This is a genomic window from Sutcliffiella horikoshii (assembly GCF_020524325.1).
Lineage (GTDB): Bacteria > Bacillota > Bacilli > Bacillales > Bacillaceae_I > Sutcliffiella_A > Sutcliffiella_A horikoshii_D.
Window position 1 is genome coordinate 75,652 of sequence record NZ_JAIVKY010000006.1, and the last position, 22,847, is coordinate 98,498.

Genomic DNA, 22,847 nt, shown 5'->3' on the forward strand with positions numbered 1-22,847 from the left:
AAACTAGGAGGAATTTGATGTCTTTATTAGTAGAGACAAATGTAGAAACACAAGCAAAAGAAGCGAAGAAAGCGGCAAAGGTTGTCAGCCTATTATCAACAGAAGAAAAGAATGAGATTCTAAAGCATATCGCAAACACGCTGGAAAGCAACGTATCCCATATTCTAGAAGCCAATAACAAGGACTTGGACAAAGGACGCGAAAAGGGCTATACAGAAGCATATATGGACCGATTGGCACTATCAGAAGACCGTATCGCAGACTTTGCTAATGGCCTAAGAGAAGTTGCAGAACTAGAAGATCCTGTTGGGGACATCTTGTCAGATTGGACATTGGAAAACGGCCTTCAAGTCGAAAAAGTCCGTGTTCCACTTGGAGTTATTGGCATGATTTATGAAGCACGTCCAAACGTAACAGTCGATGCAACTGGACTTGCGTTGAAATCTGGTAATGCGATTGTGTTAAAAGGCGGATCATCTGCCATTAACTCTAACCAGGCCATTGTAGATGTTATTCATAAAGCGTTAAAAACAACATCCATCCCGGCGGAAGCAGTACAGTTCATCGCTAGTACGGACCGCAAAGCAACACAGGAGCTTTTCACGATGAAAGAGCATATTGATGTCTTGATTCCACGTGGAGGAGCATCGCTGATTAATGCAGTCGTAGAAAATGCTACAGTACCTGTTCTAGAGACAGGTGTCGGGAACTGTCACCTTTATATTGACAAGGATGCAGACACGGAGAAAGCATTATCTATTGTTGTCAATGCAAAAACGGACCGTCCGGCCGTTTGTAACGCAGCTGAAACGTTGATTGTGCATGAGGCTTGGTTCCACAAGAACAAAGATGCGCTAATTAATATGTTTAGAGAAAATGGCATTACAGTTCATGGAGACGAAACAGTTGTGGAAACAATTCCTGGAGCAGTTAAGGCTGGGGAAGAAGATTGGACAAACGAGTATTTAAGCTTGGATATTGCAGTGAAAGCGGTTTCTGATATAGACGAGGCAATCGACCATATTGATGATTATGGTACAAAGCATTCCGAAGCTATCATCACAGAAAACAAAGAAACTGCCAGCAAGTTCATGAAACTTGTTGATGCAGCAGCAGTTTATCATAATGCTTCCACACGTTTCACAGATGGTGGCGCTTTAGGGTTTGGTGCCGAGATCGGAATCTCCACACAAAAACTTCATGCTCGTGGTCCTATGGGATTACCTGCATTAACAACGGTTAAATTCCAAATGACTGGTAACGGTCAAATTAGATAGTTATGCTTCATTAAGAGTCTTGCCTATATGGGCAAGGCTTTTTTTAATAAACATATTTAGTAAAAAGAGGATTTTTTTGTCGAAAGTGGAATACATATTGGAGAGAGAGAAAAGGGGAGATAGTATGCAAAATCAGATTGGTGCAGTTCTTAAAGTAGTAGGTGGAATAGTAATAGCCTTAGGATTATTGTTGGGGATAATTGGTGCTTCACAAACAAACAGTTTTTTATTTTTTGTCACTACTTTTCTAGGATCACTTGTAACAGGGATGGTGTTAATTGGGCTGTCTGAAATCATTTGTATCTTAGAAGGTATTAACGAGAACATACCGAAAAGACGTAGAAAAATGGCGTCTAGCTCAAACGACACACTTCTAAGTACACCACCACAGCCAATGAGTACGAAAGAAGAGGATGATATTAAGGATTTCCTTAAAAAGCATGATGTTGAAATAGATAAGATTATTCCAACTCCAAAGGAAGATTTCTTTATCATAAAGACTACTGCACGGTATATGTTAATTGAAATGGGCGGCTTTACACCAAAGATCATAGAAGAGGAAAAGTGGCCAGAAGAATTGGTAGGTTGGTTTGAATACTATAAACAGAAGTAAATCGAGAAACACCGTTGTATTCTCAAGTTGGAGTGAACGGTGTTCTATATATTTTCATGAATATTTTAGACTTTTTACCAATCTCCACATTCTATATATTGTTTGGTCGTAATTATGAAAATAGCTATACAGGAAAGAAACATGACCCCATAAAAAAAGAATGGCAGGATTTGTTCCTGCCATTCTCTTTTTTATGTCTCTGCTAATCGATAATTTTAATAAACTTCATAACGCCATCTATTTTACTTAAATGAAAAGGGAAAATGACGATTTGTGAAAAATATGTATGGCGGGACTGCGTGGGAATCGAACCCACCTGAGACGGCACGCGCCTCACAAGCGGTTTTGAAGACCGAGACAAGCACCAGCATTGCAATCAGCCCCATACATTGGATAGTACCATTTTACTTATAGCTATAGAAGAATGCAATAGAAATATCGCTTAAAAAAGTGGAAACGTTTGTTCGATTGTGGTACATTAATTACCATAATAGTACAATTTTCAAACAGGAGGGAGAAAAAGTTGAAATTAGAGACAGAAACCCAATACATAAGAGGAATCACCTTAAAGAGAGAAACCATCCCCACATTTGATCACTTCCCTTTCAACCTGCCAGTAATAAAAGACTTGAATACACTTCACCTTCATCCTAATGTCACCTACATCATCGGAGAAAATGGAATGGGTAAATCCACGTTGCTTGAGGGAATAGCTATTGCGCTAGGATTTAACCCGGAAGGTGGAACCTTGAATTTTAACTTTACTAGCTACGACTCCCATTCGGAATTAGACAACTATTTACAGGTAATAAAAGGGGTAGAGAGACCAGAAGACAGCTTTTTCTTTAGAGCGGAGACTTTCTATAATGTTGCAACCAATATTGAGGAAATGGACCGGGAACTAGGAGGCGGAAGAAGGATTATTGATTCTTTTGGAGGAAAATCTCTGCACCAACAATCGCATGGAGAATCTTTTTTTGCTGCATTTGTAGAGCGTTTTCAAGGAAAGGGTTTATATATACTTGACGAGCCCGAAGCAGCTTTATCTCCGCTGAGACAAATGTCCATGCTAGCCAGAATTAACGAGCTAGTTCAAAATGGTTCGCAATTCATCATCTCTACTCACTCACCGATTGTCATGGCTTATCCTGGTGCAAAAATTCTTGAACTGACAGAAGAAGGAATGTGTGAAACCTCTTTGGAAGAAATTCCACACTTTACCATCATGAAACAATTCTTTGATGATAGAGAAAGAATGCTATATCATCTGTTTCAGCCTGAATGAGTGATAAAGGAGGTAGTAAGATGATTGTAATCGGGTTGGACTTGGCTGGTCCAAGTAATCATAAGGATACGGTGCTTACCGTCTTTAAACAGAATGAGAATCATTTAACGTTCAAAAAAATGATCTCAAACATCAGCGACGAAGGAATATTGAACGAAATTATAGACTTAGGTAGATTAGATGAAATCGTCATTGGAATAGATGCTCCATTATCCTATCAGGATGGTGGTGGAGACAGGATAAGTGATAAACTGTTACGAAAATTTATTGTTTCCTTAGGAATGAAGCCAGGTTCTATTATGCCCCCAACATACACTAGAATGGTATATCTAACGTTAAGAGGGATCAAACTCACGAGGGAGATTGAGAAACTCCATACGAATTTTCCCGTTTCTATAGTTGAAGTGCATCCTGGAGCGGCTATGGGGGCAAGAGTAACGGAAAAAGAATTAGAATACGTTCTTACATATAAGCAAAATCTTTCATCACGAAAATATCTTAAGAACTGGTTTGAACATCAAAACATTATTGGGTTGCCAAATGGTGTGGAAAATGAAAGCCACTCCATTGATTCTTGTGCAGCAGCATTAGCAGCGTGGCACTGGGTGGATCAATCATTGATTCCACAATGGATATACACAGCTCAGCCTCCCTTGCATCCATTTGATTATTGTTGTTAAATGCAAAATCTGAAAAGGATATTTAGCTTTTATATCGAAATTAATTAATGGTGAATTTATCCAAGAGGAGCGAGTGTTTGTATGATTCAAAATTCCTTTGCAACATTTAAATGTGAAGTGGTTCAACGAAACCTTCAGTTAGTTGGTCAATGTGCGACAGGTAATTTTCCACAGTCTTTTCCTGAAGTTGCGATGAATGTGCAACAAGATTTCGAGAATAGAAGAGACGAGGTAGGGCATGTAGTAGATCGTGATGTGATTTATAGCCCGTACATGGCAAACAATCTAGTTGCTACATATTTTGCCTGTGTTGAAGTACAGGAATGTGACGATATTCCTAATGGGATGATGGCATTAAATATCCCTAAGACAACTTACGCAAAAATAAGCTGCTCAAACAAAACAATTGATAAAGGATATGAAAAGATTTTTTCTTGGATGAAGGAGAATGGATATCGACAAGAAAGTCTAGAGAAAGCTTTGCCAATTGAGGTTTTTTATTATGAAGATAATGTAGAGGAAGAAATAGTAGAATTGTTAATTCCTATAGTTGAATAGGGGGCAAAGATTTGAAAACATTAGTTGGTGAAATAGTAACCATTCCTTCTTATCGGGCGATGGGGGTAAAGTGGGAAGGTGCCTATGCAGAGGTGCCGCAATTAAAAGAAGTGATTTTGCAGATGAGTAAAAGAGTTGGAGAGTTTACTTTTGTAAAAGAACCTGAAACACAATTAGGATTATCTTATCATCTACGATCTGATGGTTTTGTTCATTATTCTGTTTTCGAAGTGGATCAACAACAAGAGTTACTGCCTGGAATGATTGAAATCAATGTTCCAGAGATGACTTATTTATTTGTAACGCACCCTAAAGGAAAAGATATTGGTGCGACTTATACGGAAATTTATCAATGGTTTAAAGAGTGTAACTATCAACCTTTAAAGGAAAAAGATATAGAATATTTCGATGATCTTCCAATAAAGCATGAGAGATATCCTGTTGATAGAGATCTAGAAGATCCACATTTTGATATCCTTATTCCAGTTGTATTAAAATGATGACCATATAACGATGCCACTAGCTGGTGTCGTTTTTTTGTGTGAAAAATTCCCTAGATAGCCGTTGCATTATTTTGGTAATTATAATATACTACATTACAACACTAATGCACTATGGTTGGATGGAGGTGGAACATTGATCTTAAACACGGATGGTACAAAACCGATATATGTGCAAATTGCCGAATGGCTTGAGACAGAGATCCTGAACGGAAATTTCCTAAAGGATCAAAAAGTGTATTCCCAGTATCAATTAGCTGAAATCTTTAATATAAATCCTGCAACTGCAGCGAAGGGACTTACTTTATTGGTGGAAGATGAAGTCTTATACAAGAAAAGGGGGCTCGGCATGTTTGTTACAGAAGCAGCACAAGCTATCATCCTGACTAAAAGGAGAGAACATACGTTGAAAAGACTGGTTACTGAATTGGTATCAGAGGCTGAACAATTAAATGTAGGGATGGATGAACTGCTTGAGATGGTAAGAAAGGAAAGTAAACAGAGCAAGGGGGAGTAATTTATGAAAGTAGTGGATTGTGAGGGCTTGGTTAAAAAATACGGTCAATCAAAGGCACTTAATGACCTAAGTTTCCAAATTAGTGAAAATAAGATAACAGGATTGATTGGAAGAAACGGTGCAGGAAAAACGACTCTTTTAAAAATAATGGCTGGTTTTCAGAAGCAAACAACAGGAGAAATCAAAGTCTTTAATGAACACCCATATAATAGCTTGTTTGCCTCAGCCAACAGCATCCTTGTAGATGATCAGATGGCCTTTCCGATTGCATTAAATTTGGGAGAAGTATTGGAAGCATCTGCAAGATTTTACCCTAAGTGGGATGAGGGATTGGCTAAAAGGTTATTTGATTATTTTTCATTTCGGAATAATCAGCGACATAATGAACTGTCAAAAGGAATGAAAAGTACATTTAACATGATTGTTGGGTTGGCTTCCAGATGCGCGCTGACTATGTTTGATGAACCAACAACAGGGATGGACGCCTCCGTTCGCAAAGATTTCTATAGGGCTCTTCTTAAAGATTATATTGCGAACCCTCGGACAATCATCATTTCAAGTCATCACCTGGAAGAGATAGAGGACCTTCTCGAGGATATCCTTCTACTAAAAAATGGGCAGAAAATATTACATCTGTCCGTGTCTGATTTAAAAGAATATGCGATTGGCGTAAAAGGAAAATCAAGTGCACTTATGGAGTGGCTTGACGACAAAGAGGTGCTTTATAAAAAAGAGATGGGTACTTCCATGATATATGCTGTAATTGAAAACACCTACTCCGAAAAAATCAACCAAGATGCAAAAAAATTTGGATTTGAACTCTCACCTGTTTCATCCAATGACATATGTATCTATCTCACTGGGAAGGAAAAGGGAGGGATTGATGATGTCTTTAAATAAAGTAACACTGGAGCAAGTAGTGAAAAACCAGTTTATTTATAAAATAGGTGCCTATTCTGGAGTTTTTATATCTTTGATTCTCCTGCAACTTATCGCTGTCCTTTTTTCCTTGAATGGTGTTGGCATGTCTGCAGGAGGATCTGAGCAAATAAGCTACAGTCTACATTACTATTCTGGCAATCTAGTTTTTATTTTCACTATGTTATGGGTGTTTATTGTTTCCATTGTCATAACATCTAAAGTTTACAGAAATGAGGACTTTTCTTTTGTGAGTAATAGGTTGAGCAGTGATTTATCCAATATACTGTTCGTGATTTTTGTCAGTGTGATTGGGACTATTACAGCCCTACTATCAACGTTCCTAATAAAAGCAATTCTGTTATTTCTTCCAAAATTCGATATGTTCTATTATTCGCCAATTTCGATGAACATGGGCAGGTTTGTATTTATGGGAATCGTGATAGCGTTTTGTTATATTTTGATCAGTGCAGCCGCAGGATATTTAGTGGGTACGCTAGTTAGGTTGTCTTCCCTAATCAAGATCCTGATACCAGTAGTTTTTGTAGGGTATTTAATCTTAGGTGGAATGATCAGCGAGGTCAGCGGTCTTGCTACAGTTGTTCAATTTTTCTACTCTGAATCTTCTCTAATTACTTTCGTTCTCAAAGCTATATTCACTGTAATGGTTCTGTTCGCAAGTTCTGTTGCAATTTTCAACAGAATGGAGGTCAGACAATGAGTAGTATTGTTAGCCTTATAAACCTCGTACTATTTATCGGGATTTTTGTGGTCATATATTTATTCTTTTCCAAAGGAGCGAAAAGGATTAATTTCTCCACTTCCGTTAAGAAAAACATAATTGTTTTAGGTGGATACGTAGCTATTCAATTTATCTCAATGGTTATTTACATTATGATTCCAGATGAAAAATTTATGGAAGTCCAAAACAAAGAAGTAAATCAAGATGGATACTTGCTTTATGAAAGCCTGATGAATAAAGAAGAAGTGGACAGAAAATATCTTTCAGGTGTTGATGTTTATCCTTTAGAAGAAAAAGAACTTGTAATAAGAAGTAATGAGATATTTACGGAGTATAATGTATTGTTTAGGAAAACAGAGGAATTACATGAGAAAATAGAGGTTAAGATCTATAAAGGACAATTTGAAATCAATGGATATGATTTTTCTGATGAACTAGCACCTCCGATTGTTAACTATACTGGTAACATAATAGAAGTGGAGAATGCGCCATTTTTTGAAAAAAATATTGCTTTCATGACCCCGGAGTTTCCGTTCACACAATATACTAGGGAGCGTTGGGAAGAGCAAGGTTATAGCAGTACTTCGAGAAGTCCCATCATTTACATCAATATTCCAAAGGATGTAAATGTAATCTGGAATAAAGAAATAATTTTCGTAGAAGAAATAAAATAGTCAAATAAAAACCCAGCATGAAGCTTGCATTCATACTGGGTTATCTGTTCTTCTCGTCTGTTCTCTTTTTTGCAATATAAAAAGCCAGTATAACCAGTGGGATTGCGATAAAGAATGGGATGTTAATGTGACTCTGTGTCACAATAGCCAAAAGTAGTAATACTCCGATTCCAATGATGATATATAAACAACCTCTACCGAAAGTCTCCAGTCAAGCACCTCCCTAAGATTACCAATTTAGTCTAACATATGCAGTTTGATCTTGGGTACAACCCTTAAAAATGTTTCAAGAATTTAAAAACTTTACTAATAAACGGGTGAGTGAATATTCTTCATTTTCTTGCAATTTTATTTATGAACCGACAAAAAATAATGCCTTTTGAGGAATAATGTAGTAGGTATGCGTTACAACTGGAAAGGAGGTGAAGCGATGAATGTGCGTCACAGTTTGATTCTTTCACTTTCCTTACTGTTTTTACTGTTTTTTCCTACAATTGGAGTTGCTGAAAAAGGGGCAATTCAAGCTGAAGGGAACGGAAAACCTGCTGAAAAAAATGTGATGGATTCACAAAAGGATTCGAAAAAGGAAGAGACTACCGGCAATAGTAAACCTGGAAACTCTAATAATGAAAATGCTAGGGTTAACAACAGCAAAGCTGAATTGCCAAATGCTGATAAGAAGCCAGAGGTAGTTGTGCCACACAAAGTGAAGCAGTCTGAACCGTCCAATAAGCTCCCTGCCCAGGCAAATGAGAAAGGAAAAAAAGTTAGGTTAGAGAAAACAGAGAAAATTAAGAAATCAAATCCAAACCAGCCTATACATAAAGAGTCAGAATCAAAAAAGCCGTCTGAAGTGGTTAAAAAGAATGTTGGTCCCGAGCCTAGTAAAAAGGTGCGAAAGGAGCAACTACCGGACACTTCGGATAGTGTAATAAAGTCGCCCACTTTAAGTGAAGTCGATACTGCTAAAGTAGAGGCTAATGGTGATTTACCAATTGAAGGTCTCCCTGAGCAAAAATTTCCTGAATCAGAGTCTCCGGAAATTTTCATATCCCAGACTAAGCCTTCAGGAAGTAACGCGAAAGGACATTCTTCTGATCAGAAAGTGTCATCAAAATCTATTTTTGATCTGATAGCAGGATCTTTAGAGGAAATACAAGTGAATTTTCTGCAACCTTATGTAATGAGGCAACATATTTATCGGAACCAGTGGGTTAACGCGCCACCGGCACCACCACCGGAAAATGCTCTTTTTTCTACTAATATATAAAACTATAAGATACGGAAAAGGGAGCGAACTTATTATGAAACTTAACTTTATTAATGGTAAAACAGTCGTAAAATCTTTAGTTTTAGCAGGTGTACTTTCTTTAGGATTTGGAGTTGGAATGAGTGAGGCTGCGGGGAAAGACAACAAGCCAAGTGTAGCGCATAAAGTGGAAGTTGAAGCGAAATCTTTAAAAGCAGAGAAAGTGAATCCTTCTGCTGAAAATAAAGCAAAATCAAAAGCAAGCGAAAATGCTAGTGATCAGGCGAAAGCTAATGCGTCAGCTAACTCTGCGGTACACTATTCCACGGAAGAACAAGTAGAAGAACCTGTAACGGAAGAAGCGGTTGAAGTAGTGGAAGAAAAGAAAGAGAAAAAAGAGAAAAAAGAGAAAAAAGCAAACAAGGGCCGTTCTATGGCAAGTGAAAAAGCCAATGAACAAGCGAAACTGAATGCTGCGCCTAATGCTGCTGTACACGGTAATGCGGAAGAAGTGACTGAGGAAACTTCGGTAGAAGTAACAGAAGAAGAGACTGAAGAAACTACAGAAGAAGCAACGGAAGAAGTAGAAGAGGGAACTTCAGAAGAAACTACTGAAAAGTTAAGTCCTTCAATTGACAACAAACATAACGCCAACGGTAGCAAAAATGCTAACGAAAAAGCGAAAGAACATGCAGCACTTCAATCTGCTGTACGTATTACGGTAGAGGAAGAAACAGCTGAAGATGATGAAACAGAAGTAGAATAATTAAGTAATAGACTCCAGGGTTTTTGTGAATCCTGGAGTTTTCTATAAATTTTCAGCTAAAAATGAAAATGTCCGAAGATTTTACGATTTTGACCAAAGATTTTCAAAAGTTGACCGAAGTTTTTAAAGAGTTGACCGAAGATTTCGCGAAATTGACCGAACGAAATTTTCAAATGACCGAAGATGAAAAATTATTGACCGAACAAGGGGATTAACTTGTCCAAACGTTCCACATTATCGCTACATAAATGTCCAAACGAAGGATGAAAGTGACCGAATTCTTTTTGAAGCGTTAAATTTGGGCAGCTGTGGCAAGTTTTTGTGCAATTTTTATAAATAATTTACTGCCGGTAACTCAATCTCCCAATTTCCTCCATTGAAAACAGGCACCAACCCATTTTCAATTTCCCTGTCACATTTTTTCACAAACTGCATATACTTTCCATTGTGTGATAAAAATTTGTAAAGGGAGTTTGAGCAATGAAAGAATTAATTTTAAAAGACGGTAATGAATTTGCAGAGTACAAACTGGAGACTTTCGCAACCGATTTTAAAGTGGTCGAAGTAAATGTATCTGATGCAACTGAAACACTACCAGCTTTAGTAAATCCAATAAAACTAAACTACTAAATCTCAAATTAAAGATCTTGCAATCCTACATAATGGAAAAGCAAGAAGGGAGAAGCGTACCAGCTATTGGTGACGCTTCTTTTGCGTTCTACCGTAGAATCATTTCAAGTTTCCTAATTTGATTGGTATAATCAAGGTTAATGACAATTTTACTGGAGGAGCAACTTGGACTTATATTGTACAAAACATAAAAAGGCATTAGTTGAACGTTATCATAGGGCCACTCAGGAAATCGAAGCGTATTGTGTGGATTGTGAAATAGAAAATAGATACGAAACTCAAGTGCAAAACAGCAGTCGGGTTAGTAGGAGAATTATGAAGAATTTGAGCGGAAAAATCTGGGCAGTGTTATTGTTCTTTGCTCTGATTGTGTTAATCCTTCCGTTACATACATTGGTAAAATTTATTCTGAGCATTCTATTACTTCTTTTAGCATTAAAGCTTATCTTTGATCCGTTTCTATCAAGGCCCCCTGAAGACCGGAAACCTGACTGGGATGATATCCGTGCAAAAGCACTCAATCAAAGCAGTATCCAAGCCAACGAGGTGGCAAATATCAAGAGGCAATGGAAAAAGGGGTTTTTGCAGGAAAATAAGCATACATCATGGACAGAAGAAGAGTGGCAACAATACTTGAGACAACATTATAAAAAATAGGACGTCCACCTATACAAGCACAAGCATGCTGTCATACCTTATCAAAAAGGGGTGGCGGATGATGGGTTGTTTTATTAACAAAGTAGTTATTAAGAATGTAAATGGTGGGGTTGTAAACTTCGGAAATATTTTTAAAGCTTCTCCAATAGCAGAGGAAACAGGTGTTACTGGATCTGGATCAGGAAATCTTGGACAATGCATCAAAACATTTACAAAGATTAGTGTGGTGAATGTTTGCGGTAAGAAGAAAGTAGAAATAAATGACGAAATAGGTGAGGGGTTTGAGTAGTAAACACTATACAATTGGAATGGCAGGGCATATTGATCACGGCAAAACCACCTTAACAAAGGCGCTGACTGGGGTGGATACGGATAGACTCAAAGAAGAGAAGGAGAGACAGATATCTATCGAACTCGGGTATGCACCGTTGAAGATGGATGATGGGTCACTTATATCTATAATTGATGTTCCTGGCCATGAACGGTTCATTCGTCAGATGATTGCAGGGGTATCAGGAATCGACCTAGTCATTTTGGTCGTCGCTGCAGATGAAGGGGTAATGCCTCAGACAAAAGAACATTTAGAAATTGTTAAGTTTCTGCAGATACAAAAAGGAATAATCGCCATAACAAAAAAAGACAAAGTGGAAGAAGAATTATTGGAACTGGTAAAAGAAGAGATACTTGATGAGCTAGAAGGAACTGTTTTTCATCATGCACCAGTAGTCTTTTTGGATAGTACAAAAAATAAAGGCATTGATGAGTTGAAGGAAACACTCCTTGGTCAGTTAAAAAACTTACAACATAAGCAAGAATCTGGAGATTTCCGATTGCCAATTGATCAGGTGTTTACCATTAAAGGACAAGGGACGATTGTCCGCGGAACGATTATGGAGGGGATGGTTCAAACAGAAGATGAGCTACAGCTTCTTCCTTCAGGAGTACCAGTAAAAGCAAGGCAGTTGCAAGTACATAATAAAATGGTTGATTTGGCAAAGGCTGGCCAACGGGTTGCGGTTAATCTTCCAAATATCAGTGCTGAGGAAATCAACAGAGGGGATGTCCTCGTTCTTTCCCAGACTTACGAAACAACAGATACCATTGATGTTAGTTTAACATTCATTAAGAAGCTGCAATATCCGATAAAACAAAGAAGTGTATTAAAAGTACATATCGGTACAGCTGAAGTAATGGGGAAGATCATCTTTTTTGATCGAAATGAATATCAAGATTCAAATGAAGAAGTGCTATGCCAGTTGCGTTTAGAAGAAGAAGTAACGGCAAAAAGAGGCGACAAGCTCATTGTCAGAAGACCTACCCCAGTAGAAACTGTTGGCGGAGGCTGGGTTATTCAAGCAAAAGGCTCCAGATATAAGTTTGGAGAAAACACAATACGAACACTGCAAAAAGTGAAAGAAGGGAGCCCAGAAGAAAGGGTCACTCAAGCTCTAAGCAAAAACAAACTGTTAGAATCTAAAGATTTACAGGAAGAAACAGGATTGAGCAATAAGGAGTTGGATTCTTTATTGGAATCTGGGAAACTGATTAAGATCAAGGATAAATATTATACAGGTTTAGAAAATGTAAATGCCACTTTGCATCAAGTAACCAGCTACATCCATTCTTTCCATGTGGCCAATCCATTAAAAGCAGGAGTGTCAAAAGCGGAAATACTTTCTAACTTTTCAAATTCGATACCTAAGAATTTAGTAGAACATGTCCTTCAAACACTACAAGATGTCGGCAAATTAATACGAGATGAAAGTTTATTGTATGATGCTGGATTTGAACCCCACTTTCCAGCTTCTTGGAAAAAAAGAATGGAACAGGTCTTAACTGGTATTGAGAAGGACGGTCTTACTCCTAAACCTTATGAGCAATATGGACGAGAGGCGGGTCTTCCTGAAAAAGAACTGCGCGACCTTCAGCATTATTTAATCAGGAGGAAAAAAGTGTACGAGTTGGATGAAAAGCATTTAGTGAGTGTACAAAGCATAGAAAGTTCTATCTCTAAACTAAAGAAGAAATTTTCAAAGGAAATAGAGCTGAGCGAAGTAAAAGAGGAACTTGGATTGTCCCGTAAGTATTTGATTCCTTATATGGAATTGTTAGACGGTTTACAGATTACGAAAAGAGAAGACTCTGTGAGGTATTGGTTATAATGAAAAACGGTGCTACTGAATGTAATCAGTTGGCACCGTTTTTGTTTACATAAATGCATTTTTCTCTTTTTTCTGTGACAGTTCCTATAATAGCAGCCTGCACATCGTTCTCTTTTAGCTTCCTTACATACTGATACGCTTTCGCCTCAGGCATGCTGACAAGCAAGCCTCCGGATGTGATGGCATCGCACAACACCAGCTGCTCATGAAAAGAGATGGAATCATGGTAATAAACCTCATTATCTAACCATTGATGGTTGGACTTAGATCCACCAGGGACTACTCCAGCTTCAGCCAACTCATATGTTCCCGATAAAACAGGAACTTTCTTCAGATCGATATGTAAGCTTATGCCGCTTCCGCGTGCTATTTCACTTGCATGTCCGAGAAGTCCAAAACCAGTAACGTCTGTCACGGCATTCGGATTGAATTCTGTTAATGTTTCTGCAGCATGTTTGTTTAGAGAAGCCATTGTCTGCGTCACGAGAGAAACTTGTTCATCTGTAGCTTTTCCTCGTTTAATGGCGGTAGTAATGATCCCTACCCCAATAGGCTTTGTTAAGACAAGTACATCCCCTGGGCGTGCACCGGTATTTTTCCAGATACGGTTTGGATGGGCAAACCCTGTAACTGATAAGCCGAATTTTGGTTCCTGGTCATCAATGGAATGTCCCCCAACAATAACGGCACCTGCTTCCTTCACTTTATCCAATGCCCCAGATAGGATGGAGTGAAGAATTTCGGGCCCCAGTTTCTTAATGGGATATCCGACAATATTAAGTGCTGTTTTTGGGGTGCCACCCATCGCATAAACGTCACTCAATGCATTCGCGGCAGCTATTTGTCCAAACATGTAAGGGTCATCCACAACCGGTGTAAAATAATCGAGCGTCTGAATCATGGCAATCTCATCCGTAATTTTATATACGCCTGCATCATCAGAAGTGCTAAAGCCTACTAACAAATTTGGATCGTGGTTATTTGCAGGTAAATCGCGCAAAACTTGCGCGAGGTCGCTAGGACCAAGTTTGCATCCTCAACCAGCTTTCGTCGATAGTGATGTTAAACGAATTTTTTCGTGTTCACTCATTATGGCACCTCCTGTCTAGTACTAAGTATATTCGTCTAATGAGTGGTTTACCAGTGATAAAGATTTGAATTTTGCGAAAAGATAGTAGATGTACTATGATAATAATAGTGACCAAGAAGGAATATCTTGGTCATCGTAGTAAAACTTGCATAGGAGGAAAACTCATGAGCAATTTCAAAGTATCTATCGAATTTTGCATGCAGTGAAACTACGCGCCAAAAGCCGCGAGTTTCGCGGAATCGTTATTTTCCCATTTCCGAACGGATATCTCTTCTATGGAGCTAATTCCAAGCTCTGGTGGAAAATTTGAAGTGACGGTAAATGGAGAAACAATTTATTCTAAAAAAGAAACAGGTGTGTTTCCGAAAGCGGAAGACATCATCGCTCAATTGGAAGGCAAGTAAGAGAGGAGGGGGAACCCTTCTCTTTTACTTTTTTAATACGGTATAATAAGAATATGATTTAACGGAAAAGGTGAATAAATTGAAAGACTTATTACGTAATATCCCTCCAGTTCATGAATTGCAAAAACATAAAACATTTTACTTTTTATGCAAAAAATACAATCTTGATGAGACATTACTTACTTCTATAATTAGACAGGCCTTAGATGCGGTTAGGAATAAAGTAATTAGCGGTCAGCAGATAGAAAAAGATATTAATTCTTACATTTGGGATGAAATAGATCAAATGGTGAAAAGAAAATGTAGACCACGACTCCTATCTGTAATTAATGCAACAGGTACAATATTACATACAAATTTGGGACGAGCAAGGTTGAGCAGAGAGGCGATAGACCGAGTTGTTGAAGTGGCTTCCAATTACTCCAATCTAGAATTTAATATTGATTCAGGAAAACGGGGCTCAAGGCACGATATTGTCGAGGATTTAATTAAAGAGGTAACAGGTGCGGAAGCTGCCATGGTAGTAAATAATAACGCAGCAGCAGTGTTTTTTATCTTGAATGCATTTGGAAAAGGAAAAGAAGTAATTGTTTCACGAGGCCAGCTTGTGGAGATTGGAGGTTCTTTTCGAATCAGTTCCATAATGGAAGAGAGCGGTGCAGTGCTTGTCGAGGTAGGAACCACTAACAAAACCCACTCGAAAGATTATGAGGAAGCTCTATCTGATGAAACTGCCATGGTGTTAAAAGTACATACAAGCAATTTTAAAATAGTTGGCTTTACTCAGGACGTATCAACACAACAACTCGTTGAATTAAAGAAGTTTCAAGAAAATTTGATTGTCTACGAAGATCTGGGAAGTGGAGTCCTTTTTGATTTTACAGAGGAGGGTATCGGAGAGGAACCAGTTGTACAAAAAGTGTTAGAAACTGGCGTGGACATCGTATCGTTTAGCGGTGATAAACTGTTAGGCGGACCACAAGCAGGTATCATAGCCGGAAAAAAACAATATATCGATAAGTTAAAAAAGCATCAACTAGCCAGAGTTCTTCGAGTGGATAAAATGAGCTTTGCTGCGCTAGAAGGAACATTACAAGCATATGCAAACAATAAAGCAAAAGATATTCCAGTGGTAAGAGATATGTTATTAACGATTGAAGAGGTTAGAGAAAGGGCCATGGTTTTTCTTGATTCTGCTACCTCACTGGAAATGTTTCATTGGGAGCTGGTGGAAGTGGATTCCATGGTAGGCGGTGGGACGATGCCAGAAGTGAAAATACCATCCATCGCTATTAGGGTGCAAGCAGATATACTTTCGTCTCAAACTTTGGCGGACGAATTAAGAAAGGGAACCCCAAGTGTGGTGGTTCGGCTCCAAGATCAGCACGTGATTTTGGATTTCCGAACTATCACACAAGGGGAAATACCTAAGATTGTGGAAGCTTTTCGTAAAATCGAGCTTACATATCGTGACTAGAATTATGCTTTTGGCGGGTATGCTGACGGTTTTTTACTTTATGTGATCCGCTTAAAGGTGCGGGTTGACCTGATTGATTATCTTTAGGCTGGTTTCTGACCATATCTTTGTGGCTGTTTTTGTTCATGATATATCTCCTCCTTTGCTTATAGTTTTTGAAAAAAGGACAGGTTTATGCTCAATTGTCTGAGGTATATTTTTCATTTAAACGGGCAGTATAGGTAGAGCTATTATTTACATCGAACTAAAGGAGCGAAAAGATATGCCATATCATAAAGATAAACAGCAAGCTTTCCAAGCAGCGCAACAAGGAACAGAACAAGCGAGAGATGTGTACGAAGCGATTGTCAGAAATGACCCAAATTACGGGCATGATTTCAAACGATTAGAAAATGAAGTAAACGAAGCAATGGAACAGATCAACAATGCATTAGAGGTAGCTTCTGAAACACAACGCCCGCAGTTAATGCAATTTCAGGCAGACCTTCAACGCCTGATGCAGCAAGGCGAAGGGAATACGTTGGAGTAGAGAGTTGTTTGGCAAGGTTAGGCTAGGTGGGCCAATCTAGAACCGGGAGTAGGGTTTTAGATTGGCTTTTTTAGTTTTAAAGAGGTGAATATATGTTTTAACCAGACAAGAGACAAGACTTGTGATCTTTAGTGTGAAAATAGCGGTGAAATAATGATTTTAAGAGAAAAACAGGCTCATTTTTCATTGTAAAAAATCGTTCGGTCATTTTTAATCAATCTTCGGTCAAAATACAATAGAATTTAGAGGTGTTTGGACAGTTTAAAGGGGAGTTCGGCCACTTTGAAATTTGGTTCGGTCACTTTTGGCTAATCTTCAGCCAACTTTGCAGAATCTTCGGTCACTTTTGAGAAAACTTCGGTCAAAAAACGAAAATCTTCGGACATTTACATTTGGACCTGTAATTACTAAAAGAACTATACCAAGTCATCTTCTTTACTGCTTCGTAAGAATGATATCAACCAATGATACCAAAACCAATAATTAAAAAATCAACCCCACCAAATTGGAGTTGATTTCAAATAAGTACTATTACTGATTCTTCTTACGTTTTTTATTATTCTGCTTCTGAGCTTCTGTCAAAGGCTCATTGGAAAGTTCCTCATTGTACCCGGCACCTTTGCCCTGTCCGCTAGCGCTATTCATACCTTCGATGACATGATTCGATTTTCTTTTTGCCATTTTGCTTCACCTCCATTTATAGTTTCTCCTGAGGTTTCAACAGCATGTATTTGTGGAATATTATGAAAGATAAGAGTAACTTATGTGATTTGATAACTTTATTGATATTTACTTATGAGAAATGTTGTATTAAGATAATATTGTAAGGACTATTCGGTGGGAGAAACAACTCGAAAATTGTCTCAAAGAAAAACATTCGCAAACGCTTTCCACTAAAAGAAAGCTTGTTTTTCAATGCCTATTAATTGTTCATAGCGAGGTCCTATTAAACTATGAGTAGCAGGGGGTAATACATATGACGAAGCAAGATGTTTTTAATGCCCGCACGTCTTTTGATGTTAACGGGAAAACGTATCATTACTATTCTTTGCAAGCGCTTGAAAAAGCAAACATTGGTAACGTGTCACGTTTACCATACTCCATTAAAGTATTATTAGAATCCGTCCTACGCCAAGTAGACGGCCGTGTTATCACAAAAGAGCACGTTGAAAACTTAGCAAAATGGGGAACAGACGAGCAGAAGGACGTGGATGTACCATTCAAACCTTCTCGTGTCATTCTTCAAGACTTTACAGGAGTTCCAGCGGTGGTTGACCTTGCTTCTTTACGTAAAGCAATGGCTGATGTTGGTGGAGATCCTCAGAAAATTAATCCTGAAATCCCGGTTGACCTTGTAATTGACCACTCTGTACAAGTGGATAAAGCTGGTACGGCTGATTCTCTAGACTTCAACATGAAGCTTGAGTTCGAACGTAATGCAGAGCGTTACAAGTTCCTAAGCTGGGCAAAGAAATCATTTGACAACTACCGTGCAGTTCCACCAGCAACTGGTATCGTTCACCAAGTTAACTTAGAATACTTGGCTAACGTTGTTCATGCTGTGGAAGAAAACGGCGAGTTCGTAGCCTTCCCTGACACGCTTGTTGGTACTGACTCTCATACAACGATGATTAATGGTATCGGTGTTCTTGGATGGGGTGTAGGTGGTATCGAAGCAGAAGCAGGAATGCTTGGCCAACCTTCATACTTCCCTGTTCCTGAGGTTGTTGGGGTTAAATTGACAGGTGCACTACCTAACGGAACTACTGCAACTGACTTAGCATTAAAAGTAACACAAGTATTGCGTAAACATGGTGTGGTTGGTAAGTTCGTTGAGTTCTTCGGACCTGGTGTTTCTGAATTACCACTTGCAGACCGTGCAACAATTGCCAACATGGCACCTGAATACGGTGCAACTTGTGGATTCTTCCCAGTTGATGAAGAGTCTCTTGATTACATGCGCCTAACAGGACGCAGTGAAGAGCAAATCAAATTGGTAGAAGAGTATTCCAAAGCAAACGGATTGTTCTTCAGCCCTGACGCTGATCCTATCTACACAGACGTAGTAGACATTGACCTTGGGGAAATCGAACCAAACCTTTCCGGACCTAAACGTCCACAAGACCTTGTGCCACTATCCATGATGCAAGAAACTTTCCGTAACGCATTAGTAGCTCCACAAGGGAACCAAGGCTATGGTCTAACTCCTACTGACATCGCTAAAGAAGTAGAAGTAACATTAGCTTCCGGTGAGAAAACGACAATGAAAACAGGATCTATTGCGATTGCATCCATTACTTCCTGTACAAATACATCCAACCCATACGTTTTGATCGCTGCTGGTTTAGTTGCGAAAAAAGCGGTGGAATTAGGATTAGAAGTTCCAAGCTTCGTGAAAACATCTTTAGCACCTGGTTCCAAGGTTGTTACAGGTTATCTTCACGATTCCGGACTTCAACCGTATCTAGATCAATTAGGTTTTAACATCGTAGGTTACGGTTGTGCGACATGTATCGGAAACTCCGGTCCATTGGCGGACGAAATCGAAGAAGCAGTAGCAGAAAATGACTTGCTTGTTACTTCTGTACTTTCTGGTAACCGTAACTTTGAAGGACGTATCCACCCGCTTGTAAAAGGTAACTACCTTGCATCTCCACCACTAGTTGTGGCATATGCGCTTGCTGGTAATGTGGATGTTGATCTTCAAAATGATGTAATCGGAAAAGACAAAGATGGAAACGATGTATTCTTCAAGGATATCTGGCCTTCTATGACAGAAGTAAAAGAAGTTGTTAAATCAACGGTAACTCCAGAGCTATTCCGTAGAGAATATGAGCATGTATTTGATGACAACAAGCGCTGGAATGAAATCCAGACTTCTGATGAAGCATTGTACTCATGGGATAATGATTCCACTTACATTCAAAACCCACCATTCTTTGAAGGGTTAACTGCTGAAGCAGGTACTGTAGAGCCACTTTCTGGCCTACGTGTAGTTGGAAAGTTTGCAGATTCTGTAACAACTGACCACATCTCTCCAGCTGGTTCCATCGGTAAAGATACACCTGCAGGTAAATACCTACAAGCAAACGGTGTTACTCCTCGTGAGTTTAACTCTTATGGTTCCCGTCGTGGTAACCATGAAGTGATGATGCGTGGTACGTTTGCAAACATCCGTATCCGTAACCAAATCGCTCCTGGCACTGAAGGCGGCTGGACGACTTACTGGCCAACTGGCGATGTAATGAGCATTTATGATGCTTGCATGAAGTACAAAGAAGAAGGCACTGGCCTTATGGTCATTGCTGGAAAAGACTATGGTATGGGAAGCTCCCGTGACTGGGCTGCTAAAGGAACAAACCTACTTGGAATTAAAACAGTTATCGCGGAAAGCTTCGAAAGAATCCACCGTAGTAACCTTGTTCTAATGGGAGTTCTACCTTTACAGTTCAAAGATGGCGAAAGTGCAGAAGTACTTGGCTTGACTGGTAAAGAAACGTTTGAAGTAGCTGTTGATGAAACAGTTAAACCACGTGACTTTGTAAAAGTTACTGCTACAGACGAAGAAGGCAACAAGAAAGAATTTGAAGCACTTGTTCGTTTCGATAGCGAAGTAGAAATCGACTACTACCGTCACGGTGGTATCCTGCGTATGGTATTGCGCGACAAGCTAAAAGCGTAATTCAATTTATAAGCTGGTCTCTTAACCGAGGCCAGCTTTTTCTTTTGATTTAAATGTTATAAAATTGACATAGGTTAATGGAAATTACATCATTACGTATGATTAAATGATAGTAATACAATGTAGAGGAGTAAGAAATGGATGCTATTCAATTAGGTCCGCTGTTAATAAAGAAGTCGTATCTGGTTCTTCTTTTTTCGTGTCTGGTAGCATATCTTTATATTGCTATCTACCTTAGAAAGAAACCGGAAATCGTTAAAACGGTGGAAAATCATCTAACAACGGGGTTGCTCATTTGGATCCTTATTTTTAAATTCAGTATTATTATATTCAGGCCGTCCATCATTTGGACAAATCCCTATGGACTGCTGTTTTTTACAGGGGGGACTAGGGGATTTTATCTAGCAATGATTATCACAATAGTTTTCTTATTTTGGAAACTACATCAATCAAATATACATATCAAAACTTCTGTAATTATTCTGATTCCAAGTATTTTCATTATCATTTCTAGCTATTACAGCATAATGGCAATTTTATAAAGGTGGGAATGTAGATGGTAAAAAAAATAATAGCAATTGCCTTTCTTGTTGCATTAATTGGCTACGCTATCTTTCAGGTTTTTGGAGAAAAAGATCCGGCTACTGGCACTCAACCAGGGGACAAAGCAATGGACTTTGAACTTAGTACACTAGAAGGAAAAACAGCTCAACTTTCTGATTATGAAGGAAAAAAAGTCATTGTGAACTTCTGGGCTACGTGGTGTGGACCGTGTCGAGCTGAAATGCCAGAAATGCAAAAGTTCCATACAGAAAATGAGGATGTCGTGATGCTTGCTGTTAACTTGACTACCAGTGAGCCGAGTATAGATTCAGTTAAGAAATATGTAGAAGAGGGGGGATATACTTTTCCAATTCTTCTTGATGAGGAAGATATCTTTAGGCACTATCAAGTCTTGACTATGCCTTCTACTTTCTTTATCGATTCAGAGGGTGTCATTTCCTACATGCACTTAGGACCCATGACATATGAATTGATGGAAGAACAGGTTGCGAAAATGAATTAATGAGAGAGGTTGGACAGAGAAAAATCTGTGCAACCTCTTTTTAATAATTCCAGCGAAAATGACCGGTTATCGGCGATTTAAAAGCTGTTAACTTAATTTCAGAAGCAAAGGGATACGTATTATGAATAATGTATGGAATACCATCTTTCGTTCGTTTATCAGAAACGATGCCAACATGATCAAAATCTCCACCAAGAAAAACGACAATGTCTCCAGCTTGCCATTGCTCTAGATTGTCAATATCCCCCTTAATAACTTCCGTCGTCAAAGACCGTGCATGTCTTTCAAAAAATACAGATTGATTTGGAACACGTCTAAAATCAATATTCGGGTCAGGAGTACCACCGACCCTTGGATACAAGTCCGTATACTCGGCAATGTCTTTATCCATAAGGTCTTTTAAATTTATTCCTGCCCCCATCAAGCCTCGCCAAACAACGTCCGTACAAACACCTTCTGTATCTGGTGGATAACCTCCGTCATAATACACACTTTTATATGGTGTACGCTGCTCTACCTCTTTTCTTGCAGTATAAACAATGTCTAACTGATCTGGTATGCTGTTTTCATTTTGATCAGTTTCAGATAAAGTGGAAGGGATATCTAACGTTTTAGTAAAAGGAAGAGACACATTGATTCCTAAATAGTCCAAAATGATGCCTTCTTTAAATAGTAAGGTAAAGCAGAAAAGGAAGGTAAGGATACATGCGATAATCATCCACGCTTTCTTTTTCATGTCTCACCTCCAAGTCAGTCTGCAAGACTTTTAATTTGTTTTATATGGTGCATATCGTGTTCCACAAACATACGCAGGAACGATTCGGGAGTATAATTGCGCTTATTCTTCCCGATGGTGAAAGTAACTTCTTGGTCCAAACTCTCCATTTTGTCCATTAACTTATTTCTTGTGATCACAAATGCCTCTATAAGTGAATTAGTGTCTTTAAAGGATTTAATCGATTCCATAGCTTTTTCATTGTAAGAATCATGGTCTGGAAAGTCTGGTAAAACACCGTTGTCTTTCATTTCAGGTACCATGTTTTCCAAAAGAAATAAATCCCAGAAGTAAATATGTCCGATGATTTCTTTTATTGACCACTTGCCTTTTGAAACAGGTTTGATTAATTCAGTCTCGGCCTTCATTGCAAATGAACAGAAAAACTCCATATTGTATTGATAAGCTTCATAAATAGAAGTTGTCATTTTCATCCATAACCCTCACTTTTCAAAATATTCTCTCTTTAAATTGTACCGTAAATACATTAAAGTAACAAGAACATATATTCGACTGAACTAAATAGGCATTTATACCAGTTTTTAATTTTCTGAATTCGGTTATATAACTACTAACTATCCTCCATAACTACTTTC

The 22,847-nt window shown here is 38.6% G+C and carries 27 protein-coding genes, 1 tRNA gene and 1 pseudogene; 23 read left to right on the forward strand and 6 right to left on the reverse strand.

All coding sequences use genetic code 11. The features are described from left to right. Positions 1-17: 17 nt before the first annotated feature. Positions 18-1,277 carry a glutamate-5-semialdehyde dehydrogenase gene (locus LC091_RS07390; protein ID WP_226681401.1) on the forward strand — a complete coding sequence of 420 codons (1,260 nt, stop codon included), beginning with the start codon at positions 18-20 and terminating at the stop codon, positions 1,275-1,277. Positions 1,278-1,401: 124 nt separating this feature from the next. Further along, positions 1,402-1,890: a hypothetical protein gene (locus tag LC091_RS07395; RefSeq protein ID WP_226681402.1), complete on the forward strand. Its 489-nt coding sequence runs from the start codon at positions 1,402-1,404 to the stop codon at positions 1,888-1,890. Positions 1,891-2,177: 287 nt separating this feature from the next. Here the strand turns inward: LC091_RS07395 and LC091_RS07400 are convergent. Beyond that, positions 2,178-2,274: transfer RNA gene (locus tag LC091_RS07400), tRNA-Sec, on the reverse strand. A gap of 139 nt (positions 2,275-2,413) precedes the next feature. Between LC091_RS07400 and LC091_RS07405 the strand changes: the two genes are divergently transcribed. The 15 genes from LC091_RS07405 (at position 2,414) to selB (ending at position 13,228) form a co-directional block, all read left to right on the forward strand. Next, positions 2,414-3,175 carry an AAA family ATPase gene (locus LC091_RS07405; protein WP_226681403.1) on the forward strand — a complete coding sequence of 254 codons (762 nt, stop codon included), beginning with the start codon at positions 2,414-2,416 and terminating at the stop codon, positions 3,173-3,175. Further along, the gene (locus LC091_RS07410) at positions 3,172-3,855 is read left to right on the forward strand and encodes a DUF429 domain-containing protein (protein ID WP_226681404.1); all 684 of its coding nucleotides are present in this window, start codon (positions 3,172-3,174) and stop codon (positions 3,853-3,855) included. Before LC091_RS07405 ends, LC091_RS07410 begins: the two co-directional genes overlap by 4 nt. Positions 3,856-3,936: 81 nt before the next feature. Next, on the forward strand, positions 3,937-4,413 hold the full coding sequence (locus LC091_RS07415) for a GyrI-like domain-containing protein (RefSeq protein WP_226681405.1): 477 nt from the start codon (positions 3,937-3,939) through the stop codon (positions 4,411-4,413). 11 nt (positions 4,414-4,424) lie between these two features. Continuing rightward, positions 4,425-4,913 carry a GyrI-like domain-containing protein gene (locus LC091_RS07420; protein ID WP_226681406.1) on the forward strand — a complete coding sequence of 163 codons (489 nt, stop codon included), beginning with the start codon at positions 4,425-4,427 and terminating at the stop codon, positions 4,911-4,913. A 136-nt stretch (positions 4,914-5,049) separates the two neighbouring features. Continuing rightward, complete coding sequence (locus LC091_RS07425; protein WP_226681407.1) at positions 5,050-5,430, forward strand: GntR family transcriptional regulator; 381 nt, start codon at positions 5,050-5,052, stop codon at positions 5,428-5,430. Positions 5,431-5,433: 3 nt separating this feature from the next. Continuing rightward, positions 5,434-6,330 carry an ATP-binding cassette domain-containing protein gene (locus tag LC091_RS07430; protein ID WP_226681408.1) on the forward strand — a complete coding sequence of 299 codons (897 nt, stop codon included), beginning with the start codon at positions 5,434-5,436 and terminating at the stop codon, positions 6,328-6,330. Beyond that, positions 6,314-7,069 (forward strand): hypothetical protein, encoded by a 756-nt coding sequence (locus LC091_RS07435; RefSeq protein WP_226681409.1) that lies wholly within the window; start codon positions 6,314-6,316, stop codon positions 7,067-7,069. The genes LC091_RS07430 and LC091_RS07435 overlap by 17 nt, the downstream gene beginning before the upstream one ends. Further along, positions 7,066-7,764, forward strand: coding sequence for a hypothetical protein (locus LC091_RS07440; protein ID WP_226681410.1), 699 nt, complete (start codon positions 7,066-7,068; stop codon positions 7,762-7,764). Before LC091_RS07435 ends, LC091_RS07440 begins: the two co-directional genes overlap by 4 nt. Positions 7,765-8,194: 430 nt before the next feature. Then, complete coding sequence (locus LC091_RS07445; protein WP_226681411.1) at positions 8,195-9,034, forward strand: hypothetical protein; 840 nt, start codon at positions 8,195-8,197, stop codon at positions 9,032-9,034. A 34-nt stretch (positions 9,035-9,068) separates the two neighbouring features. Beyond that, the gene (locus tag LC091_RS07450) at positions 9,069-9,779 is read left to right on the forward strand and encodes a hypothetical protein (RefSeq protein WP_226681412.1); all 711 of its coding nucleotides are present in this window, start codon (positions 9,069-9,071) and stop codon (positions 9,777-9,779) included. An 89-nt stretch (positions 9,780-9,868) separates the two neighbouring features. Beyond that, the gene (locus tag LC091_RS20345; protein WP_264179256.1) at positions 9,869-9,994 is read left to right on the forward strand and encodes a hypothetical protein; all 126 of its coding nucleotides are present in this window, start codon (positions 9,869-9,871) and stop codon (positions 9,992-9,994) included. A 265-nt stretch (positions 9,995-10,259) separates the two neighbouring features. Continuing rightward, positions 10,260-10,409, forward strand: a complete 150-nt coding sequence (locus tag LC091_RS07455; RefSeq protein ID WP_226681413.1) for a hypothetical protein — start codon at positions 10,260-10,262, stop codon at positions 10,407-10,409. A gap of 165 nt (positions 10,410-10,574) precedes the next feature. Beyond that, positions 10,575-11,066, forward strand: coding sequence for a hypothetical protein (locus LC091_RS07460; protein WP_226681414.1), 492 nt, complete (start codon positions 10,575-10,577; stop codon positions 11,064-11,066). Between the two features lie 58 nt (positions 11,067-11,124). Continuing rightward, positions 11,125-11,355: a spore germination protein gene (locus tag LC091_RS07465; RefSeq protein WP_226681415.1), complete on the forward strand. Its 231-nt coding sequence runs from the start codon at positions 11,125-11,127 to the stop codon at positions 11,353-11,355. Further along, positions 11,339-13,228, forward strand: coding sequence for a selenocysteine-specific translation elongation factor (selB, locus tag LC091_RS07470; protein WP_319003644.1), 1,890 nt, complete (start codon positions 11,339-11,341; stop codon positions 13,226-13,228). The genes LC091_RS07465 and selB overlap by 17 nt, the downstream gene beginning before the upstream one ends. A gap of 25 nt (positions 13,229-13,253) precedes the next feature. Here the strand turns inward: selB and selD are convergent, their stop codons facing one another. Next, entirely contained in the window at positions 13,254-14,318 is a 1,065-nt protein-coding gene (gene selD / locus LC091_RS07475; protein ID WP_226681417.1) for a selenide, water dikinase SelD, read from the reverse strand. Positions 14,319-14,536: 218 nt separating this feature from the next. On the opposite strand from selD, the pseudogene LC091_RS07480 reads away from it, so the two are divergent. Continuing rightward, positions 14,537-14,722: pseudogene (locus LC091_RS07480) on the forward strand (Rdx family protein); the annotation flags it as partial. Positions 14,723-14,801: 79 nt separating this feature from the next. After that, positions 14,802-16,199, forward strand: a complete 1,398-nt coding sequence (gene selA, locus LC091_RS07485; protein ID WP_226681418.1) for an L-seryl-tRNA(Sec) selenium transferase — start codon at positions 14,802-14,804, stop codon at positions 16,197-16,199. On the opposite strand, the gene LC091_RS07490 is transcribed toward selA, so the two are convergent. After that, entirely contained in the window at positions 16,183-16,329 is a 147-nt protein-coding gene (locus tag LC091_RS07490; protein ID WP_064100995.1) for a small acid-soluble spore protein P, read from the reverse strand. The two genes, selA and LC091_RS07490, sit on opposite strands and share 17 nt — an antisense overlap. Before the next feature lie 132 nt (positions 16,330-16,461). On the opposite strand from LC091_RS07490, the gene LC091_RS07495 reads away from it, so the two are divergent. Beyond that, positions 16,462-16,728, forward strand: coding sequence for a hypothetical protein (locus LC091_RS07495; RefSeq protein ID WP_063561001.1), 267 nt, complete (start codon positions 16,462-16,464; stop codon positions 16,726-16,728). Between the two features lie 531 nt (positions 16,729-17,259). Here LC091_RS07495 and sspO read toward each other — a convergent pair. After that, positions 17,260-17,409 carry a small acid-soluble spore protein O gene (gene sspO / locus LC091_RS07500; protein ID WP_010193533.1) on the reverse strand — a complete coding sequence of 50 codons (150 nt, stop codon included), beginning with the start codon at positions 17,407-17,409 and terminating at the stop codon, positions 17,260-17,262. Between the two features lie 295 nt (positions 17,410-17,704). Here sspO and acnA point away from each other — a divergent pair, with 295 nt between their 5' ends. The 3 genes from acnA (at position 17,705) to LC091_RS07515 (ending at position 21,476) form a co-directional block, all read left to right on the forward strand. Then, positions 17,705-20,410: an aconitate hydratase AcnA gene (gene acnA, locus LC091_RS07505; RefSeq protein WP_226681419.1), complete on the forward strand. Its 2,706-nt coding sequence runs from the start codon at positions 17,705-17,707 to the stop codon at positions 20,408-20,410. 137 nt (positions 20,411-20,547) lie between these two features. Beyond that, a complete protein-coding gene (locus tag LC091_RS07510; RefSeq protein WP_226681420.1) occupies positions 20,548-20,952 on the forward strand; it encodes a hypothetical protein in 405 nt (134 codons plus the stop codon). A 14-nt stretch (positions 20,953-20,966) separates the two neighbouring features. Then, on the forward strand, positions 20,967-21,476 hold the full coding sequence (locus LC091_RS07515) for a TlpA family protein disulfide reductase (protein WP_226681421.1): 510 nt from the start codon (positions 20,967-20,969) through the stop codon (positions 21,474-21,476). Between the two features lie 40 nt (positions 21,477-21,516). On the opposite strand, the gene LC091_RS07520 is transcribed toward LC091_RS07515, so the two are convergent. Further along, a complete protein-coding gene (locus LC091_RS07520; protein ID WP_226681422.1) occupies positions 21,517-22,212 on the reverse strand; it encodes a DUF1287 domain-containing protein in 696 nt (231 codons plus the stop codon). 14 nt (positions 22,213-22,226) lie between these two features. Beyond that, positions 22,227-22,685, reverse strand: coding sequence for a DinB family protein (locus LC091_RS07525; RefSeq protein WP_226681423.1), 459 nt, complete (start codon positions 22,683-22,685; stop codon positions 22,227-22,229). Between the last annotated feature and the right edge of the window lie 162 nt (positions 22,686-22,847).

Excerpts from the sequence above, each read along its gene's own strand:
- LC091_RS07525 (WP_226681423.1), bottom strand. The coding sequence starts at position 22,685 with ATGAAAATGACAACTTCTATTTATGAAGCTTATCAATACAATATGGAG.
- LC091_RS07510 (WP_226681420.1), top strand. The coding sequence starts at position 20,548 with ATGGATGCTATTCAATTAGGTCCGCTGTTAATAAAGAAGTCGTATCTG.
- LC091_RS07495 (WP_063561001.1), top strand. The coding sequence starts at position 16,462 with ATGCCATATCATAAAGATAAACAGCAAGCTTTCCAAGCAGCGCAACAA.
- LC091_RS07455 (WP_226681413.1), top strand. The coding sequence starts at position 10,260 with ATGAAAGAATTAATTTTAAAAGACGGTAATGAATTTGCAGAGTACAAA.
- LC091_RS07440 (WP_226681410.1), top strand. The coding sequence starts at position 7,066 with ATGAGTAGTATTGTTAGCCTTATAAACCTCGTACTATTTATCGGGATT.
- acnA (WP_226681419.1), top strand. The coding sequence starts at position 17,705 with ATGACGAAGCAAGATGTTTTTAATGCCCGCACGTCTTTTGATGTTAAC.
- LC091_RS07395 (WP_226681402.1), top strand. The coding sequence starts at position 1,402 with ATGCAAAATCAGATTGGTGCAGTTCTTAAAGTAGTAGGTGGAATAGTA.
- LC091_RS07445 (WP_226681411.1), top strand. The coding sequence starts at position 8,195 with ATGAATGTGCGTCACAGTTTGATTCTTTCACTTTCCTTACTGTTTTTA.
- LC091_RS07450 (WP_226681412.1), top strand. The coding sequence starts at position 9,069 with ATGAAACTTAACTTTATTAATGGTAAAACAGTCGTAAAATCTTTAGTT.
- LC091_RS07390 (WP_226681401.1), top strand. The coding sequence starts at position 18 with ATGTCTTTATTAGTAGAGACAAATGTAGAAACACAAGCAAAAGAAGCG.
- LC091_RS07520 (WP_226681422.1), bottom strand. The coding sequence starts at position 22,212 with ATGAAAAAGAAAGCGTGGATGATTATCGCATGTATCCTTACCTTCCTT.
- LC091_RS07465 (WP_226681415.1), top strand. The coding sequence starts at position 11,125 with ATGATGGGTTGTTTTATTAACAAAGTAGTTATTAAGAATGTAAATGGT.
- LC091_RS07430 (WP_226681408.1), top strand. The coding sequence starts at position 5,434 with ATGAAAGTAGTGGATTGTGAGGGCTTGGTTAAAAAATACGGTCAATCA.
- LC091_RS07410 (WP_226681404.1), top strand. The coding sequence starts at position 3,172 with ATGAGTGATAAAGGAGGTAGTAAGATGATTGTAATCGGGTTGGACTTG.
- sspO (WP_010193533.1), bottom strand. The coding sequence starts at position 17,409 with ATGGCAAAAAGAAAATCGAATCATGTCATCGAAGGTATGAATAGCGCT.
- LC091_RS07435 (WP_226681409.1), top strand. The coding sequence starts at position 6,314 with ATGATGTCTTTAAATAAAGTAACACTGGAGCAAGTAGTGAAAAACCAG.
- LC091_RS07515 (WP_226681421.1), top strand. The coding sequence starts at position 20,967 with ATGGTAAAAAAAATAATAGCAATTGCCTTTCTTGTTGCATTAATTGGC.
- LC091_RS07415 (WP_226681405.1), top strand. The coding sequence starts at position 3,937 with ATGATTCAAAATTCCTTTGCAACATTTAAATGTGAAGTGGTTCAACGA.